This is a genomic window from Lutibacter sp. (assembly GCF_013139515.1).
GTDB lineage: Bacteria > Bacteroidota > Bacteroidia > Flavobacteriales > Flavobacteriaceae > Lutibacter.
Genome location: NZ_WTAR01000030.1, coordinates 50,717 through 70,477, shown reverse-complemented (window position 1 = coordinate 70,477; position 19,761 = coordinate 50,717). Strand labels below are relative to the sequence as shown.

24 protein-coding genes are annotated in these 19,761 nt (G+C 29.8%); all 24 read right to left on the bottom strand.

Going from position 1 to position 19,761, the window contains the following annotated elements; genetic code table 11:
• Position 1: 1 nt before the first annotated feature.
• The 24 genes from GQ540_RS03705 to GQ540_RS03590 all read right to left on the bottom strand — a co-directional run bounded on the left by GQ540_RS03705 (position 2) and on the right by GQ540_RS03590 (position 19,752).
• A complete protein-coding gene (locus GQ540_RS03705; RefSeq protein WP_291797528.1) occupies positions 2-4,759 on the bottom strand; it encodes a hypothetical protein in 4,758 nt (1,585 codons plus the stop codon).
• Entirely contained in the window at positions 4,749-5,132 is a 384-nt protein-coding gene (locus tag GQ540_RS03700) for an NlpC/P60 family protein (RefSeq protein WP_291797525.1), read from the bottom strand. The genes GQ540_RS03705 and GQ540_RS03700 overlap by 11 nt, the downstream gene beginning before the upstream one ends.
• Positions 5,133-5,612: a DUF1833 family protein gene (locus tag GQ540_RS03695; protein WP_291797522.1), complete on the bottom strand. Its 480-nt coding sequence runs from the start codon at positions 5,610-5,612 to the stop codon at positions 5,133-5,135. It lies immediately after the preceding gene.
• Positions 5,609-5,956, bottom strand: a complete 348-nt coding sequence (locus GQ540_RS03690) for a hypothetical protein (RefSeq protein ID WP_291797519.1) — start codon at positions 5,954-5,956, stop codon at positions 5,609-5,611. The genes GQ540_RS03695 and GQ540_RS03690 overlap by 4 nt, the downstream gene beginning before the upstream one ends.
• Positions 5,956-8,892, bottom strand: a complete 2,937-nt coding sequence (locus GQ540_RS03685; RefSeq protein WP_291797516.1) for a phage tail tape measure C-terminal domain-containing protein — start codon at positions 8,890-8,892, stop codon at positions 5,956-5,958. Before GQ540_RS03685 ends, GQ540_RS03690 begins: the two co-directional genes overlap by 1 nt.
• Positions 8,889-9,305 (bottom strand): hypothetical protein, encoded by a 417-nt coding sequence (locus GQ540_RS03680; protein ID WP_291797514.1) that lies wholly within the window; start codon positions 9,303-9,305, stop codon positions 8,889-8,891. The genes GQ540_RS03685 and GQ540_RS03680 overlap by 4 nt, the downstream gene beginning before the upstream one ends.
• Before the next feature lie 311 nt (positions 9,306-9,616).
• The gene (locus GQ540_RS03675) at positions 9,617-9,886 is read right to left on the bottom strand and encodes a hypothetical protein (protein WP_291797512.1); all 270 of its coding nucleotides are present in this window, start codon (positions 9,884-9,886) and stop codon (positions 9,617-9,619) included.
• A gap of 71 nt (positions 9,887-9,957) precedes the next feature.
• Positions 9,958-10,374: a hypothetical protein gene (locus GQ540_RS03670; protein WP_291797509.1), complete on the bottom strand. Its 417-nt coding sequence runs from the start codon at positions 10,372-10,374 to the stop codon at positions 9,958-9,960.
• A gap of 69 nt (positions 10,375-10,443) precedes the next feature.
• Positions 10,444-10,857 carry a hypothetical protein gene (locus GQ540_RS03665; RefSeq protein WP_291797506.1) on the bottom strand — a complete coding sequence of 138 codons (414 nt, stop codon included), beginning with the start codon at positions 10,855-10,857 and terminating at the stop codon, positions 10,444-10,446.
• A gap of 2 nt (positions 10,858-10,859) precedes the next feature.
• Positions 10,860-11,531, bottom strand: a complete 672-nt coding sequence (locus GQ540_RS03660) for a hypothetical protein (RefSeq protein WP_291797503.1) — start codon at positions 11,529-11,531, stop codon at positions 10,860-10,862.
• 125 nt (positions 11,532-11,656) lie between these two features.
• Positions 11,657-12,247: a glycosyltransferase family 2 protein gene (locus tag GQ540_RS03655; RefSeq protein ID WP_291797500.1), complete on the bottom strand. Its 591-nt coding sequence runs from the start codon at positions 12,245-12,247 to the stop codon at positions 11,657-11,659.
• Positions 12,248-12,281: 34 nt separating this feature from the next.
• A complete protein-coding gene (locus tag GQ540_RS03650) occupies positions 12,282-12,767 on the bottom strand; it encodes a hypothetical protein (protein WP_291797496.1) in 486 nt (161 codons plus the stop codon).
• A 57-nt stretch (positions 12,768-12,824) separates the two neighbouring features.
• Positions 12,825-13,253, bottom strand: coding sequence for a hypothetical protein (locus tag GQ540_RS03645; protein ID WP_291797493.1), 429 nt, complete (start codon positions 13,251-13,253; stop codon positions 12,825-12,827).
• Positions 13,240-14,121 carry a hypothetical protein gene (locus tag GQ540_RS03640; RefSeq protein ID WP_291797490.1) on the bottom strand — a complete coding sequence of 294 codons (882 nt, stop codon included), beginning with the start codon at positions 14,119-14,121 and terminating at the stop codon, positions 13,240-13,242. Before GQ540_RS03640 ends, GQ540_RS03645 begins: the two co-directional genes overlap by 14 nt.
• Positions 14,118-14,588: a hypothetical protein gene (locus tag GQ540_RS03635; protein WP_291797487.1), complete on the bottom strand. Its 471-nt coding sequence runs from the start codon at positions 14,586-14,588 to the stop codon at positions 14,118-14,120. Before GQ540_RS03635 ends, GQ540_RS03640 begins: the two co-directional genes overlap by 4 nt.
• The gene (locus tag GQ540_RS03630; protein WP_291797484.1) at positions 14,588-14,905 is read right to left on the bottom strand and encodes a head-tail adaptor protein; all 318 of its coding nucleotides are present in this window, start codon (positions 14,903-14,905) and stop codon (positions 14,588-14,590) included. The genes GQ540_RS03635 and GQ540_RS03630 overlap by 1 nt, the downstream gene beginning before the upstream one ends.
• A 26-nt stretch (positions 14,906-14,931) precedes the next feature.
• Positions 14,932-15,726 (bottom strand): hypothetical protein, encoded by a 795-nt coding sequence (locus GQ540_RS03625; protein WP_291797481.1) that lies wholly within the window; start codon positions 15,724-15,726, stop codon positions 14,932-14,934.
• 20 nt (positions 15,727-15,746) lie between these two features.
• A complete protein-coding gene (locus GQ540_RS03620; RefSeq protein WP_291797478.1) occupies positions 15,747-16,100 on the bottom strand; it encodes a hypothetical protein in 354 nt (117 codons plus the stop codon).
• Positions 16,101-16,102: 2 nt separating this feature from the next.
• Positions 16,103-16,453, bottom strand: a complete 351-nt coding sequence (locus GQ540_RS03615) for a hypothetical protein (protein ID WP_291797475.1) — start codon at positions 16,451-16,453, stop codon at positions 16,103-16,105.
• Complete coding sequence (locus tag GQ540_RS03610) at positions 16,440-17,099, bottom strand: hypothetical protein (RefSeq protein WP_291797472.1); 660 nt, start codon at positions 17,097-17,099, stop codon at positions 16,440-16,442. The genes GQ540_RS03615 and GQ540_RS03610 overlap by 14 nt, the downstream gene beginning before the upstream one ends.
• A gap of 9 nt (positions 17,100-17,108) precedes the next feature.
• Complete coding sequence (locus GQ540_RS03605) at positions 17,109-17,702, bottom strand: HNH endonuclease (RefSeq protein WP_291797469.1); 594 nt, start codon at positions 17,700-17,702, stop codon at positions 17,109-17,111.
• 58 nt (positions 17,703-17,760) lie between these two features.
• The gene (locus tag GQ540_RS03600) at positions 17,761-18,258 is read right to left on the bottom strand and encodes a hypothetical protein (protein ID WP_291797466.1); all 498 of its coding nucleotides are present in this window, start codon (positions 18,256-18,258) and stop codon (positions 17,761-17,763) included.
• 12 nt (positions 18,259-18,270) lie between these two features.
• On the bottom strand, positions 18,271-19,374 hold the full coding sequence (locus tag GQ540_RS03595; RefSeq protein WP_291797463.1) for a hypothetical protein: 1,104 nt from the start codon (positions 19,372-19,374) through the stop codon (positions 18,271-18,273).
• Between the two features lie 9 nt (positions 19,375-19,383).
• Positions 19,384-19,752: a hypothetical protein gene (locus tag GQ540_RS03590; RefSeq protein WP_291797460.1), complete on the bottom strand. Its 369-nt coding sequence runs from the start codon at positions 19,750-19,752 to the stop codon at positions 19,384-19,386.
• Positions 19,753-19,761 lie beyond the last annotated feature (9 nt).

Here is a 19,761-nt window from a genome sequence, read left to right as displayed (position 1 = left end):
ATTAATACCCCTTAGCAAACCAATAGACTGTTGTATCAGTTGTGCTTACATTAATTGTAAATCCTGTTTCTGATACATTAGTTGGATATGATGTAGCAACTCCATCAGCATTGCATATAACAGAACTTATACTATTGAATGGTGTAGTAAATGTTATAACTTTTGTTGTATCAGGACTTGATATTATTTCAGTTCCATCATATGTAAGATCAGGAACATCAAGAGTCATTGTTCCCTCTTCAATCACAATATCAGCTAATGGAGTTGCATACAGCATTTCACCACGAATCTTTAAATATCTAATATCTGTAACCCAATCATCAGGACTTCTTTCTACATAATCAACACCATCAGTTGATGTAAGAACAACAACTGATATATTAGTTCTTGTTCCCATTAACTCTTCACCAGTAAAATCTTCTAAATGTCCAGCTTCAACATCTTCTATTTCCGCAACTGTTTTATTGTGATGAGCTATACTTGTTGCAAGGTTTACTGTTAATCTTCCAGTATAAGTTGCTCCTAAATCCTGAACATCTGATTCAAACCATCCATTTCCATCTGCATACCATTTTTCACGAAACCAAGATGCTGGTTTATCTTCAATTGTATTAACAACTGTATTTTCCCATTCTTCAGCAAAGTTGAATAAATCTGAATCATTTATATTTGCTGCTGGTGATCCAGCTAATGTAATTCCTAAAACACTTGGTCTAACAACTGTATCATCAGTTTGCCATCCAAAGTTTAAATATTGACCATTTATAAAATCAAAATCAAATGAAATTATTTCATTGTAATTATAATGTCCAGATACAGATACTTCCTCTTCAACCCAAGGTGAAAAATACCCTGTTCCAGACCATGCCCTTACACTAATTGTTGTATCATATTTAGGAATAGCAAAAGTGTATATTGAATCAGTTACAGTTTTGCTTGAAGTAACTCCACCAGATTCAACTAGTAATTCATAATATGCTGCTTCTGGTATATCATCCCAATCTAATGATACATTTGGTTCAATAATCCTTACACTTAAATCAGGAGTTGTTAAGGATTGCATAACAATTATAAAGCTATGACTTGAATAACTTCCATCATCAAGTTTAGCTCTTGCAAAAATTTGTTTTGTTGTAACTAAATCTACTGTTAAATCAAATGATCCTGTTGTAGAAGATGCAAGGAAAAATCCATCTCCCCAAACAGAACCAATTTCTCCACCCCTAATTTCATATAAAACAACTTGAGGATCGTTAACAACTGGAACTTGAAGAGTCAAATGACCAGAAGAATCTAAACTATAATCTTCATATGTACCATCTGTTCCTTCTGTTCTTGCTGCTGAAAAAGTTATTGTTTGTGATTGTGAAAATTCATGTCCAGTTGTATCAACAGTTCTAACTTCAAGAGTATGTTCACCTTCTAATATTGATGATAAATGTGAATAAGTAGTTCCAGTATAATTTTCTACTATTAAAACATCATCTAAATATATATTATATCCAAGAACATTTACTGTAGCGACATCCCATGAAAAGGTATATCCGTATGTTTCTCTATATACAGTTAGTTCTTCAACTGCTGGTCTTGAATCTGGATCTATATCAACGGTTCCAACAGTATGATTATGTGTAATCCAATCAGATGTAACACCTTCAGCAGTTACAGACCTTATTCTTAATTCATAAGTTGCATTTTGCTCTAGGTTATTAAATCTAAATGATCCATTTGGAGATGATTGTGGATGTAAACTCCATGAATCTGAAGATCCATAAGGTCGAATAGAACCATCTATATATGCTACTGGATATGAATTAGAGCCAGTTAAACTATAATTAACTAAAATACTTATTATTAAAGAACCATTAGATGTTGTTTGTAAAATATTCCTGTCTGATCTTACAGACGTTATTGTTGGTGCTGCTGGCTTAACTTGTGTAAAATCATCTTGTGTTGTTATATTAGGATCAAAATCTGGTATTTCAGCTTTGTCAGCTAAATGAATATCTGGAGCTTCATCAACTAAAGTAAGTTTTGCTGAAAGATCACCTCCAGGTTCAATTTTTGAAACTATTAATGGAGTTACTTCATGTCCATATTGACCAAGAACAAATAAATCACCAACTTCAAAAAGTCCCATTGGGGTATCTGGAGTAAATTCATTAATTTGTTCATCTGCAACAGAAGTATATCTTTCCATTATATTTGTGCCATCAGATTTTCTAATTCTAATAGCATATTCACCAACAAAAACATCAATAGTTTCATCAACTGTAAAACTTACTACTGTAGATCCACTCGTATTTATTGTTTTTACTCTACCCCAACCTGTTCCCCATAGAGGAATATCATTTGATACATATACAAGATCTCCTCTTGTGCAAACAAGTTGTTCAACATCAACATTTAAAGAATATATTTCTGGTCTAAGTTTCATTGCAGCAAGATAATAACGTCCAAATTTAAATATTTGTTCAGAATTTGTTATTCCTTTAAATTCAAGAATTTCAAATAATGTTGCTGCTAATTTATCACCACTTGCTATTTCTGCATAACCATCAGCATAAACTTGTAATTCATCCCAATCATAATCAACATCTTCATGTTCATTTCTATATTTTATTCTTAAACAATGAGGAACAATTGGGAATGTTTTTGTTCCAGAAAAATCCCAGGATGTTCTTGGTGTAAAAATCTGAACTGGAGTTTGATTTGGTATATCTCTGACAACTGAATATAATCCATCAGTCATTGACCATGCTGCCCTTCCAGCAGCAGCTATTTCTCTTGCTAATTCAAAAACTGTAGTTGCTTCATCACCCAATGAATTATATTCAAAATTTTCATTATCACAATATCCTGCCCATGATTCAATTGCATCAAGATCTAATAAATCTTTACTGATTGGTCTTGCATTAGATTCACCAGTTAAAACGTCACAGTATGCCCATGCTGGATTATTTGTTGCCTGTTCAACCCAAGAAGAACCATTGTAAACAGGAATATGAGTATTTACTAATAAATTCAATTCATCAACAATCCCATTTAATTGATCTGTTGCTTTTATTCTCATTCCAATGAGCCAAACATCATCAACTAATACTGGTTCTTGATATACAACTGTTCTTAATGATGTCCATTCACAATCACTTATTCCAGCACCTTCACTGTGTGTTTGTACATCTGATTCACTCCATATAATTCTATAAACATAATTATAATAAGTTGTAGTTTGATCTACAATATAAGTACGACCAGAATATGAATGTGTTTGACCATATTCATCAGTTTCATAATGAATATTTGATGAATATGAAGTATCTACTTCTTGAGATAATGGATAAGTTTTTACATTAATTAATGTAGCTCCAGTTCCTTCAGGATCAGTTGAAAGAGAATCATCTAAATTATAAACAGTTTCAACTTGAAAATCTTCAATATCTAAAGTATTAGTCGATATTGAAGACCCATCTTCTGGTAAAGCATAAGCATAATACCAATCATAATTTGTTGATAAAGTTCTCTTTAATTTTGAAACTGAAGCTGTTTCAGTACTCGATATATATTCTGTTCCTATCCTAATTATTCTAATATCATATTTTTCAAAAACTGGTGTTTCCCATCGAAGACCAATTCTAACAGTTTCTCTTCTTAATCTATTTATAAAAGAAATTGTTGTTCCTCCAGACCAAACTGTATAATCTGAATGTGAAGAAGTAAATCCAGTAGAATATGTTGCTGGAATATAATTATCATCAGATGTTCCATGTATTTTATATTCAACCTGAAAATAGACACGACAACCTAAAGTACCACCTTCATAACCAATACCATACATTCCATTACCGAATGTTAAATCTATACTAATTTCATTACATTCATCTTCAGTTGTTCTTTCAAATTGGACATCATCATCATCTAATACTGTTATTGCTGTTACACCATCTTCAAGTATTTTTGTTACATATGTTCTATGAACAGCATCATCTTCATCTTCTTCTTTATATTCCCTTCTTGGCAAAGCCAATGAAAATTGTTCTTCATAAACATCATTTGTATATAATTGAGATTCTTCTACCCCAGTTTTAAATACTTGTACTTCAACATCATCATAATCATCTAAATCAGTTTCCCCTATTCTCCAATCACTTAATGTATAGTCACCTATTCCTAGATAGAATAACATTCTTAAATATTGATCTTCACCAACAACTTCTGTATATGGATTAGCAGCAAGTAATGGATAAATACGATTTGTACCATAACATCTTGGAGCAACACCATATGGATTCATAGAATTACTTTGACCAGTAATTCCTACTAATTCATTAAATGAATCACCCTCTACATCTGCTGCATTTGCTTGTTGAGTTGGAATCAAAGCATTTAATGCCATTGAAGCAACTAATGTAAATGCACCAGCAGCAAATGCTGCTCCAGTAGAACCAAGACCCCAAGTTGTTGTACCTAAAGGGCCAGCAATCCAAATAGCAACTACCATAATAACAACTTGTAATATTGCTCCTAAAATATTGTCACCTTTAGGAGCAACACGAACATTTAAAATGTCACCAGCCTTTAAAACAAATGTCTTCCAATCTTCATACAATACTGCAATACCATTAACAATAACATTTGCAGCAGTTGTGCAATGTATTCCTAAAACTTCTGAAATTGTTGATCCTGCTGGAGCAGAAGAATAAACAACTCTTTGTTGTAATGGATGTGTAGCAGCTATTATTTGAACATCATCTGACATAGCAATAAAAACCTTCTATTTTATTTTTCCATCTTAAAATTCTATCTTTACATGAAGTTTTTGATTTATTACTAACATGTAAAAATTTTCCATGACCTAAACAAAATCCAATATGCATTGGCATTCCAACAATATTAAATAAAACTAAATTCCCATATAAAGGAGAATTTACTTTTTCATACATATTTTTACCAACACTCAAACTATCATTAATTGCTTCTATATCATTTGTATCTTTATATAAATAATCTGGCAATATTATATTAAATTGTTCTTTATAGATTAATTTAACCAATCCAAAACAATCACATCCTTCTAATGTTCTTCCATTATCTATGAATGGAATTCCTATATATTTAGAAAGATTTTTCATTTATAGTTGAAACATCCCTGGAAAATTAGAAGGGCCAAATGTCAAAGAGGGAAATGGTTCATCTAAAATGTCATCATATCCCAAAGAACTTGTTACTGAAAAAGCATCATATGTTGATGTTTTCCATCTAAATGTATATGGCCCTGCTTCAATTACATTTGGTGTTGAAGCAAGAATTATTTCCATTGTTACATTTGGAGATGTATCAATTGACCTAATTACTTCAACAATTGATTGATCAATATTGTCAATGATAAGATTGACAGTAGGAATTGTATCTTCACTATCACTAGGAAGAGTAATTGTAAATGGAAAAGGAAGAAAAGTTCCTGCTGTTCTAACTATTTCTGTAGAATCATTAACTAATAAAATAGGACTAGCTAAATCATCATGATCTATTGTTAAACAAGTAAGAAAAATCTCATCTGTTTCTTGTGCAAGCATAGCTTGTAATGCTGTATTTGAAACAGTTCTACTCATGGCATTTGCTCCAAATTAATATCAACAGTCCATCGTTCATTACTTATAGGTGTGTATCTAGGAACTCCAACAAATCTCCAGCTTTTTAACAATCCTGTTCGTAGATCTGAATAATCAAATTGTAAAGAACCACCAGCAAGAGTAGTTATATAAAACGTGTCAAATGTTGCTACTTGAGCAGTTGTCATTTGAAAACTCATTGGAAATTGTCTAACTCCAGCAGTAAAACGTCTTCTTATTTTATCAGGGCCAACTCCCATAGATGTTCTAATTGTTAAATCTGGAGTGGTTTCTGAAAATCCAAATAGAGGTTTTTGTGGTAAAGATCCGGGCCAAACTGCCATTATCTTCTTGCTCCTACTCTTCTAGTTCCAAATGTTTGTGTCATTGCTTTTGATGTATCTCCACCACTACGCAAATCATTTGAAACTTCTTTAATTATCATTTTTATAAATTCACCATCATTAGTTTTAGATCTTTGAACTTCTATATCTTCACCACCATTTCTCTGATCAATAACTTGAACAGTTGTATTTCCACCAAGATTTGAATTTGGGGTTATACTTCCATTTTCTGCTGGTGAAAATACTTCTGGCCCTTTCTCTCCAACAAGATATGAACTGCCACCAACAACTGCTCCACCAGCAGCTTTACCACCAGCATTATATGTAGCAGGATTAAAATTTAGTGTTTCTGTAGTAAGTCCACTACTACTACTTCCACCACTAAATAAACCACTAAAAGAACCACCAAGAGAAGTACTAAGAGCAGAAGCTAACGGGCCTGTTATACTTTCTTGAACTGCTATTCTAGCAATATCTGCTAAAATAGAATCAACAAAATTAGAAAATTCAAATTCTCCAGTTGTTATAAAATCAACCAAAGCATCTTCCATTGATGAGAATGCAGATGAAACAACTTCACTTAAATTATCAAATATATCCATAGATTCTCTTGCATAACTATCTAATGTGTCTGCAATTTGGCCCCAACCAGTTAATTTATTTAATGCTTTTGCTTCTTCTTCTCCTATTCTTCTCCATACTTCAGCAAATTTTTCTCCAGAAATTGAACCTTCTTTAGCAGCATTTTGTAATTGATCTCTTAAATCTTGGAAAGTGTCTAAAACATCTTGTCTTTCTTTTTCATCACCAATTAAGAAAGAATTTAAAATTGATTGAGGAACTTTAAGAGAATCAACATATTTCTTCATTTCATCTTCAAATTTTTTAATTTTTTTCTTAATTGCATCTTCTGTTTCAGGGGGAATAGTTAATTCAGGAACAGAAACATTACTTTCATCTTCTGCTTCACCTGGAATAATTGAAGATGGCTTATATGATAAAGCACTATTAACCATTGAATCAATTACTTTATCATGACCTTTTTGCCATTCTTCTTCAGCTTTTGTAACTTCACGAATTGATTTTGCTGTTTCATCAAGAGGTTTAGTCATTGATTTAAAACTTTTTGCTACCGCTCCAATCTCAGATGCTTTTTTATCACCCCATGAAAATGGCAAAGATACAAAAGCATCTGAGATTTTCATTAAAAAATCACCCCATAATTGACCAAGATCATAAACAATATCTTTCCATGCTTGTTTTATTTCTATCCAAAGTATTTTTACAGATGATCCAAATTTATGCCACCCATCAATCAATCCATCAATCAATCCAACTCCAAATAATCTAACTTGTTCAAATTCTTCATAAAGATATTGACCTAATTTAAATCCTGCATAAAAAGAAAATAAACCTATTGTAGTTTTCTTCAGCATTGACATATTTGTATTTGTTATTAATGCTGCTGATCCTAAATTTTTTATTGCAGTTGTTAATACTGGAACTACTGAAATACCTAATCCTAATGTTGTAATTTCAGCAATAGCTTTAAACCAATAAACAACTATTTCAAGATTTGAAATTAACCAAAAAGTAGATTTTATAATTTTTTCAATAACTTTTGTTGCAACAGATAATATTTTTTGAATATCATTTTGTATTTTATTTGCTAATGGAGTTAATTCACCTTGTCCATCAATAAGGCTATCTTTAATCTCAACTGCAAATTCAAGTAATTTTTGATATGTTGGAAGAAAAGCACCTCTTAAAACTCTATCATGAATAGTTTCTAATGAAGTACCAATTGCAGACCATGTAGCTTCAAATGCTAATGATGCAGGAGTAAACCCTTCTAATAAATCCCCAATATATTGAAAAACCTGACCTGTTTTCTTTGCAGTAGCAAGATTTTTCTTAAATTCTGGATCTTTTGCCTGTAATAATTTTACTAAAAGGTTTGAATCTTTTAATTGACCTTGAGCTAATGCTCTTGATTCCTGCCTTAACTGAATCTCTTGATTTTGCCCTTTAGTCATTAATTTAATAGCATTAGCTAAATTAATAAATCCTGCTTTTTGTTTTTCATTATTAACATCTAAAAGAATTCCTTGCTGAATAAATGTATCTGATATTATTCTAAGATCTTTACCAGTAGCAATAGTTTTTGCATCCATTATTTCTAATTCTTTTGTTAAAGCTTTTGCATAAACACTAGCTTCATCCCATGCTCCAGCTATATCACCTTCTGAAGCTTTTTTAGAAAATGTTGTAATAAATGCGGAAGAAGATATTACACTAGAATTAAAATCTTCTATTGCATTCAACCCCGCAGTAAATTCACTCGTAAGAAATCTAAGAGTTTGATATACTCCAGCAATAGCAGCAGTTGCAACAGCAAAAGCAGGAGCAGATTTTAAAATTCCAGTAGTTAATTGAAGAAAACCTTTCTCGGATGACTTGACAGTTTTATTATTGCTTTTCATCTGTTTATCAAACTTCTTATTCATCTCAATAGCACTACCTTGAGCTTTTGCATATTTTCCTTGTTGTTTTATAAGCCTTTCTTGAGATTGATATTGGGCTTGAGCATCAGCATCTGAATAGCTTTTTGACGATGCTGTTTTTTGTTTATTAATATTTTCTTCATTCTTCATTATTGCTGCTGATGCTTTATCACTAGATTTTATTGCATCATCATTTATTTTTTTCTTTTGATCATATACTTGCTTTTCATATTTTACTATATTATTTAAACCATCTATATGTGCTTTTTGTTCAGCAGCTTTAGATTTTGTTGTTTTTGAATTAGACGAAACTTGACCTTTTTCTATCTCATTGGCAGTTTTAAGAGCTAAAGCTTTTTGTTTCTTTAAAGAAGCTTTATACTCTTTGCTGTCAAGCTTTAATTCTATGAATATTTCGCCTAATTTTGTCATATCGAACCATTGAAAAATATTTCAGGAAGATTCAATTTATGAGGTAAATTATTTTTAACAATAAACATATCTCTATAAATAGCAGCATTTATTGCTGTTTTAAACCCTGATTTGTTTAACAAATATTCTCCTTTAAAAAATAAAGAAGAGATATATGAGAAAGATTTTTTAGATACTCCACAATATCCTGATTTATTTGTTGATCTTAATAATCTTCTATTTTGATTATTTTTAGAATATGTTACAAATCTACAATTGCTTGGTTCATAATTGCCATTATTATTTCTTCTATCTATACATAATTTTTCTTTATACCCATTATCTATAGACCAATCATAAAAACATTTAAAATCATTTCGCCATTCATCACAAATGCTAATCCCCTTTCCACCATAATCTTTGTATTGTTTCACATTTTTATTATAACATCTTTGAGTTATTGATTTCCAAACTTCATAAAGTTTTGTCTTTGACAGACCATGCTTTGTATTTACTAAAGATGCTTTTTCTTTTTGTAAACATCCACATGATTTAATATGTCCAGATTTAACTTCTTTATAAATTATTTCTTTTTCATTACCACAATCACATTTCCAATTAACAAAAACTCTTGTACTTCCATAAACTTTTTTTTCTAAATAAGGATAATGGAGTCAACCTATTAATTTTTTTTAAAAAGAATAATCTTATCTCTTTTAATGAATGTATTTAGTTTTACTGCCATCTATTTACTATCCTTCTCATCAAATTCTATCTGGAAAATTGCTTTATAAACATGAACAATCTTTTTAAAACATTTTATTCTATTTGGAATTTTATCTGAAAGCTCATCAATTAAACGCCAAATACATTCATGCTTAATGGATATAGTGGTTCCATCCATACCACCCATTAATCTTTGATCTTTAACAAGTTGCCAGATATCATAAGCAACTTTATTTTCATTGAATAGAGGATTTATACAGTCAATACACAAAGGGGTTTCATTTTTCAACTTATGGATACCTATACAAGATTCACAACCACCATTATTAGATATCTCTCTAACTCTCTTTGTGTATTGAATTAGTTTCCCAATTCTTCCTCTTCAATCTCTAAACTTGCTTTTTCAAGTTTCTCCATGCATTTTGAAATCCAAGTAGAAAATTTAGGCGATCCATACATCATTTTCTTTTTATTATCAAGATTGCATTCAATACTTTGATCTTCATTAGTGATTAAATACCAACTCTCAATTTGATAATCAAAAACCAATTCATTAAAAGCCATCAAAGCATCAGAAGAGATATTTAAATCATCAACCCTTTCCATTCTTTTAGACATAGGATTAATTATATGTTTAGCTTTTGATTTAATTCCAGTTTCTTTCCTAAAGTTATTCATTTCAGGGTCAGGAACAAGCCTTAAATTAACATATTCTTTTTTCTCTTTTCCCCAATAGTAACGAACTGATTCGTTTAAATTTTCAATATCAAAAGGCATAATCTTTTCCCCTGTTTAAAGTAAGGAGCAAGGTTTTTCACTTGCTCCAAATATAATACTTATTTTTAATTAAATAAGTTCTAATTTTCCAGATACCTTGAGACTAAAACTTGCAGTCATCAATGCTGATTTATCTGCTCCAATCTCCCAATCCGTAACCAACATGTAACTTGCAGGGCCTGTAGTAGTTGGAATCCAATAACTTGTAGAGTCAATATACAGCCTAACATCAGTCAATTCAGTAGAATCTTCATTCGCTGTTCTTAATGCATCCTGACCAGTTGTATCTGCTGGATCATACAAACCATTGAATGTAATTGTACCACCATCCAATAAACCTGTTTTAAACTGTTTCCAATCGTCACCAAATGCTGTAGATTCCAATAAATCTGTTGAAACTCCAGGCATTGACCAAGTTCCCATTAATTGTATTAGATTTGTACCTAATTTAATACTGCATAACCTTCCTGATTTTGCTGCCATAACTAATCCTCCTTATCGTATTTCAATTTCAATTTATTTATATGTCTATATAAAAGATACAAATTATAATCAACCTCTACAGTTGTCATATGTTTTATATCTAAACTAGTATCTACATATATCTTATATCCATTCTCTTTCATTTTTTGGCAAAAATTAACATCTTCGCCAATATCTTTATTTTCATCTGTTTTGCCAAATTCAAACCAAGGCTGTTCTATTTTTTTAAATACTTCAATATCATATAAAATACATCCACAACCTGTTGCATCAACTTCTATAACCTTTCCACTTTCTATTTCTTTGTCATTAACTAATGTATATTTTCCAGGTATTCCTCTGAAGCAAAGATGATCAAATGGTGGATATCTTCTATGAACTTTTCCACCACAAACTTTATATTTTTCATCACTTAAAACAAACCCAAGTAATTTCTCTATTGTTTCTGGATCATATACCTGATCTGTATCCATCATTATAATATGAGTACATTCACTTTCTAATGCTTGTTTAACTAATTCATTTCTTACAGAGTCAATCGGGCCTGGATTTATTGGCCTTAAATAAATATATGGTGGTTTTGACATTAAATTCCACGAATCAAAAAACCTAGAATGTATCTTTTCATCTGTGAGTGGAAGGGCAATCCCCAATTTGAAATTTTCATTATTCATTTATATTCCCCAATATAATTATTAAATTAAATACTTAAATACAATAACAAAAAAAATATAAAGTGTTATTATTCTTATCTTATCGGCATAATTGATAAAAAGTTAAATTTTAGATGGTTTGTATATTACTCTTTCCAATTATTTTTTAATCTTTTTATAAATAAATTGTAATCCATATTTACATATTTTTGTGAATATACCTTTTTATAATCTTTATCCATCAACCCCATATTTTTCTGAACCATTGGATGATCATGATATAATTTAGCTTTTTCTGCATATTTATATCTATTAATACTTTTACATCTAACTATAAGTTCATTATCACAATAGCAATGTTTATATCCAGTATGAAAAAATTCTCCATCTAAATATCTTAATAGCTTTTTATGTCCCATCCAATGACTTGCATGAGTTTCACCGCTATTGTAAGAATCATCAAAACCAACCAACCCCCAACCGCCTTCAAATTCATTCATTTTTACTAAAGCTTCACTTAACATATTCTCATTGGGAACTGTGTCATCACCAATAAATACAATGTAATCATTCCTTGATTTACTAACTAAATGCTTTAAAGATAACGGACATCCAATTCTTTCCTTATCATGATATAATAAAACTTCAAAATTTTCTATATTTTTCTGATTTTGCAATGCTTCAATACAAAATTTAAGTTTTTCTTTTCTTATATATGGAATACATACAGAAATCATATTTTTCCCCTTTATTCAACTAAATATCCTTTCATTAATCTTCCCCAAATCTTTTATTCAAAAATAAAAGCAGTTTTTTATTATATTCTTTAGCTAACTTAATACCTTCCTTTTTAGTCATGTCTCCACGTTTTTCTAAAGACATTCCTACCTTTTCTGGATTTCTAAATAAAGCAACAATTATTGGATCATTTAGTAAATCATAATATCTTTCAATAGTTAAAATAGTTCTAGGATCTTTCCATCCCCATAATGGATTAATATCTTTCTTTTCAATTAATGATTTCATATTTAGATTTTTAATAGGAGTATTAACATCTTTCCAATTATCACCATTCATTAAATGAATATTGGTATATAAAAAATCTAAATCTTCAAAATGGCCTTCAGGATTATCAGCAAGACCACTTAATAAATTTTCCCCCATATTAACACCAGCATTATTCAATCCTTTTGCAACAAGGCTTGATGCAGATCTATGCATTGATAAAATGATAAATGTTTTATTGTCTTTTCCCATATACACTCCCCATTAAAATTAATAATCTATTAATTATAAACACTTGTCTTATATATGTCAAGTCCCTTGTAATGAGACATCATATCTAATATAATAAAGATATATTCTATCATCATTATTCCATTCAGGGCCAACAACTGTTAATCTTTTCATTTCAATATTTGTATATCCAGTAATAGTCAATATTGCATTGTCATATAAGGCTTTTAAATCTTCAAGGATATTTCCTGCTTCAGTTGGTGATTCAGATTTAGAAACTATTGTAAATTGAATAGTAAAATCTTCAAATTTATCTGTAGACTCAGTATAATCAAAAAAGGAATCATGTGTTCCAACAATAAGGTTTAAAACTACATATGGTTCAGATGCACAACTTGGTTTTTTACCAAAAAATTGTTGACCAGAAATAGAAGTATTGTAATCACTTACTTCTTGAGATTTTAGCCACAACCCTTCCAATAATAAATTCATTTCAACATCCCTCATGTGTATGATGTTCTTTACACACTAATATTTGATGACTCATATCATCTGCCATAGAGATATCTTTTGATATCATTATATTATGGTGAATATATAAATCTGATTTTTTACCACATTTTTCACAGAAATTAAATCCATATTTATCTATTTGATTTTCTAATAATGCTTGTCTATTAACTTTTTGATTGCAACGTGATTTATTATATTTATTAATTAAAGACTGATCTTTCCATTTATTATATATACTACATTTCTGTTTACACTTATCAGAACAATACAAATTAGATTCTCCAGATGATTGTCCTAATAAACTTTGAACTCTATTTTGAACTTGTAAATTTGTTGGATTGAAGTATTTCCTACATTTCTTACATTTAACTAATAAGATACCATTTTTTCCTTCTATTGGAGATTCATCAACAGTTAATTTATTTTTCAATGCTTTGTATTTTGCTTTTAATGATCTATATTCTTTATGAAAATTATTTATTTTTTCTCTATTGTTATCTCTATATTTTTTACCTTTTAATTTTATTTTCTCTTTATTGTTTTTACGATAATTAAAACCACTTAGATTAATTTTATCTTTGTTATCAATATAATTTTTTTTATGCCAATCACTTATTTTTTTCTTATTATCACTTCTATATTTTTTATGATATTCATCCATTTTTTCTTTATTTTTAGTTGTATATTTCTTACTACTTTTTTTTAATTTTTCTTTGTTATTTATAGAATATTCTTTATTTCTTTTTTTTACACATTCTCTACACCAAGGATGTCTACCATCTTTCTTTTGTCTATCTTTAGGAAATTTATTAATATCATCTTCAAGACCACATTTAGTACATATTTTTAACAAGCTATTCATAATCTAAATTTCCTTAAAAAATCATTGAGTTTGAAAAATTCATAAGCAACAGTCATAAAAGGTCTTGGAGCTAAATTATTTGGAGAATATCCAAACTCTAATGCTTTTGCACCTGGATGATTAGTTCCAACCGCTCCAGTTTTTACAAATCTTCCACCACCTGGACTTTTAACTCCTTCATTTAACCCTCTTCTTGCACCACCAGAAGCACCAAATGAAGTATCCCATGAAATAGAATCTTTCAATGCTCCAGTATCAATATTTGGTGCTGATCCAGGTTTAGAACTCCAATGTGTTTGAGTTGGGTTTTTCTTTGATCTGTATGGAAGATGTTGACCAGCATTGCTACCACCCATCATATCTTTTAAATCATTTGACAAAGCAATACAACCAGCCTTGATAATTCTTTTTGAAGCTTTATCAATCTTTGAATCAATATCTTTATCAAACCAAACAGCTTTTGCCATTAGCAACCACTCCCACTTCCACTATCTTCATATTTTTCTAAATGGAAAATTGTAATATTCTTTTTTTCACCAGGATTACTTATAAAAACTATTTCATATACCTTACTATTGTAATAAAATCTAAAACTTTCATCTACATATAAATCTCTCATGTTTTTTACTGAGAAATAATGATTAGAAGATACCTTTTCAGAATGATTAGAAAAAAGCTCTTTAGCTTTTCTATTCATAAATACTCCTTTCAATTCTCTAACATCTATCCATGAGTCAGTAAAACCACCCATTCCATCCGACACTTTGGAATTTGATTGAAGCATCAGTCTGATACGTGGGCCTATCATAATTATACCAACATTCTTTTATATTTACTAAGAATCATTCTTACTTCTTTTCCCATTGGATCTTTTTCAAAAGTACCCCAAAGATTTTCTGCTCTATATTCAGCAACACCAATTGTTTCCTCTTCTTTTTTATTATAAATATATTTAGTAAATATTTTTATAGCTAATTTTAAATCTTCAGGCATTGTTGTTGATGTATAACCAGCAGTATAATCTATATAAATATTATTAAATCCACTAGGCCAACCAGAATTCTTTTTAAGAACAGCAGTACTTAGATCAGCAGAAAAATTATCTTCTGCATCATCTGGCATTTTTAAATCAACCCAATTATTATTTATTGCAGATAATCCAACTGATTCAATTAAATCTGCTGATCTATAACTTCCATATGAAGAATTCAATAATTCAGCAGACCATCCAGAAATTGCATTGATTGCATTGATTATTGCTGTCATTGTTGTATTTGCTACAAATGTGACAGAAGTATCTGCCACTCCATCTTTTACAAGTCTAAGACCAGTAGAAACTACTGATACAGAAGCACTAGAAGTAGTGTTTGTGTTTTTAACCTTTACTGCCCCTATATTTCCAATAGACACTCTATCAACAGCGGTTAGTGGATAATCATCAAGTATTAAAATAGATCTTCCATTGCCACAATATTTTTTTCTTGTATAAGATGTTGATTCAAAAGTTCTATTACAATAATTTGAAACAAATGATTCAACAGAATCATGCGTTGGAGAAACAAATTCATACTCAGAATCATCTATATCACCAATAAATGTTCTCATTTCACTTGGTGTAACAATCATTATCTATCCTCCACATATACTCTATTATAATCAAATTCTAATATTGCTCCATTATCCAATGTCAACACAAAAGTTAAATGATACCAATTAACTCCATTAGTTGATGGATAAGTCATATCAACAGTAACTACATTTGAACCAACAGATGAATTAGCAACAATTTCTGAATCTGCAACACCTGTTTCGGCAATATGCGCTGTAACAACAGCAGTACTAACATTAGTTCCAAATGGCAATGCTCCATCATTTGCTGTTGCGCTTGAATTTACAGTAAATGTGAATGAATAAGGAACATCTTTAGAATTTGTTTGTAAAATTATATCCCTTGTTCCCTGGAAATTATCTAATGCCATATCTATACCTTTATTTCATAATTATTAGGGGTGATTATTACTTGACCATCACTTGTTAAATAAAATCTAAAATGTTTTGTTACTATGCAATTTAGATATTCAGAAAGTTTAAATTGATTTGATTGTTTTAAAAAACCCCTTCCAAATCTTCTTTGAAAATAATTCCCATTAAAAGTATCTATAATTAATTCATGTTGTTTAAGAAATGGAGAATTAGGAATAAACGATACTTTGTGAATTCTTTTCTTATTCAACCCCTTCCATGAATTTTCAGAACCATCAGAGTTATACTGCTCAAGTTTTTCACCATCTAATGTTTCTATTATCCAATTATAAGACTTATTCCTTTCCATTATAAGCCTCATACGTTTCTTTTGTAATTGCCATATCTCCAACATGTCCAATATCAACAGTTATATCACAGAAAATTTTAAAATTAGTTTTTTTAGCAATTTTAAGACAGAATGATAAATCTTCTCCTAGTTGATCCCCATTATCTAACTGGATCATATTAAATGGATATCCATTTGCTTTTACAAACTTTTCATTATGCATTACTTTCAAAACTTGATGTTTAATACATAAAACTCCAGTTCCTGTTGCGATACATTCAATTATATCACCTTCAAATTCATTTGGTAATTTTCTTGAAAATCCAAATTTTTCATCATCAAAATCTTTATAGATTATTGGAAAGTATGGTTCTCTTCTTGAGTAGCAAAGACCACCAATTATATCTTTTTCAGATTCGACAATCTTTTCTATATCTTCAGGGTTAAATGTCATATCAGAATCAATAAATAATAAATCACATTCTGATTCATAAGCAATTTTTGATAAATGATTTCTTTGTGCTGATATTAAAGACCCTTCATTAAATCTAATATCAACAGAATAGCCTTTTTCAGTTAAATAAATACTAGATTTGAATAATGATAAAGCAAATCTAGTATTTATTTCTCCACTTGTCGGAACACCTATTAAAATCTTTTTCCCCATAATTACCCCCTAAATTAATAAATTGTCAACATAACTTTCTAGCATTAATTTATATTTTTCGTAATGATGTTTATTATCTGCCCTTGGATGACATTTATTGCAAAGAGTAACACAATTATTTTTATCAAATCTTATATTCTCATTTTCAACCCAAGGAATAATGTGATGACAACAAAGCATTTCTTTTCTCCCACACAAAACACATTCTTTATCTCGTTTTATTATTTCTTTTCTAAATTTTTTATCTTTGTTTGTATTAATGCCTTTCTGATTATTTCCAACTCCATATAATAACCCTACTTTTCCACCTTGCCAATTTGGATTATCTTCACCAAACAAACCTTTACCATAATTTGGATTATTTTTTCCACTAACATCTGCATGATTTTCTCTCATTTTTTGTTTAGAAGATTCTGACATTTTCTTTCCTCTCCAACCATGCCCTTTTAAATATCCTTCAATTTTCCCCTTTTTTTTATCCTTTGCTGATCTATTAGTTATAAATCCACCACATCCACATGCACATTTAGTATCCGATTCTTGTTTTTGCCAATGATAAAATCCACCTTCTCTTCTTTGAATCTTCATAATGCCTCCAAGCATAAATTAATATTAACTATCAATATAATACTTATCGGCATTATGTCAACATACTTAAATGTCAACTCTCGTCATAACTCACTGTGAGGGCCTCTGCTGAAACCGCACCAGCACCAGCAGTTGAAGCAACCGCCATTTGTAATCTTAAAACATCACCTACATATCCAGTTTCTGTTGTTGCATGTGGCCCTGTATTAATTGCATCCATATTAATTGCATTTCCACTTGTTATTGTAAACAAATCAGTTCCTGCAATTGTAGTATCTATTTGAGTAACAAAAGTTGTATGAAGATCATATTCTACAGAAATTCCAGTTCCCATACCATTTGTACCATCAGAATATGCCTGAATATTATCAATATCAACTGATGGAGCAGATGAAACATAAACTTTCAACTGTTTTGTGTACGAATAATCAGATCCAGCAACTGGAATCTGAATCCTATCATTTGTATCAACAGTGGTATTATCTGCTGATTTGAATCTTACGGTATCTGTTGTTTTATCAACACCTGTATTTGTATTTGTAATTTCATGTATTTGAACAACTGCTGCCATATCTAATCCCTCCTATGTTTTTGAAATAAAATTATATGTTTTACTTATCCCAACAAAATTGTATGTTCTGCTTACAGCAATAAAATTATATTTAATTTGATTAAGTAAATATAATATAGCATCAATATTTAATGTTATTTCTGTTCCACCAAACAATACAACATCTAAAGATAATATTTTAGAAAAAGAACTTTTAAATATTGCGTCTAAAGATAATGTTTTTGTAAATAAATTAACTAAAGAAGCATCTATACTTAATGAATTTGTTTCTTCTTTGGTTAAAAATGAATCTATATTTAATGAAGCTGTTTCAGCAACTTTCAAAAGAATTGCACCAAGAAAAACTTCTGAACTTCTTGACACTTGTAAAATTGCATCTAAATCTGTTGCTTTAACTCCAGTTATGTTTAAAATTGCATCTAAATTTGCTGTAAATATTATATCAGATTTATTTAAAATTGCATCTAAATAAGTTTCATGACCGCTAAATGCTGCATCAAATAAAATTGCATCTAAATATGTTGAACTTTCTATTCCTACTGACTGTAAATAAGAATCAATACTAGTTGAACTTTCTATTCCTACTGACTGTAAATAAGAATCAATACTAGTTATTTTAGTTAAATCTGCAATTTGAAGAAGAGAATCAAGACTTACACTTACCTCAAATTGTTTTTGTAAAAAACTATCTATATTTGCAAATATTTCTGATCCACCAAACAAAACAGCATCTAAAAATGCTTGTTTACCAATATCTGTTTTTAACAATAAAGCATTTAAAACTGTTGATTTTTCTATTCCAGATTTGCTTAATAAAGAGTCTAAATTAGTTGAAACAGTATTTTCTAGTGTTAATAAAGCATCAGCGGAAAGAAACTTAGTTAAATTAATTGATTGCAATATACTATCTAAACTAGTTAATGAAGTATTTCCAGTTTTCGTAAGTATTGAATCAAGGTTGGCAGTTATTGTTATTGATGCAGGGCCACCACTAATAGATTCAGTACTATCTAAAGATATAACTTCTCCAGCAGAAACAGTTAAACCAGTAATAAGATAATTCCCATCTGGTAATACTGTTATTTGAATATCTGTTCCTAATGCTTGAGTTGCCATAAAATTTAATTAACTCATTATCTTTATGATTAGTTTTCCAATATCACTTGCATGTCCTGTTGCCATTAGAATACAGAAACAACCAGCTATTGCATACCACATTTTTTTATGAGCTTTTTTATTTTCAACATCTCTATTTGAAATTGTTTTTTGTATATTGTTAAATTCTTTTGTTCCTTCTCTTAATTGAAATGCTGTTTCTTTAACAGACTCCAAACACTCTTTTGCTTCTAATCTCATTTCTATAAAACTTTCTTTTAATTGAACCATTTCAAAATTTATTAATTTAAATTCACCCCTCGTTGATTCAGCTAACCTAACAACACTTTTACAAGGGCAATCATCAACACTTTCATTTTCTTTTAAAATCTCATCCATTGATATATT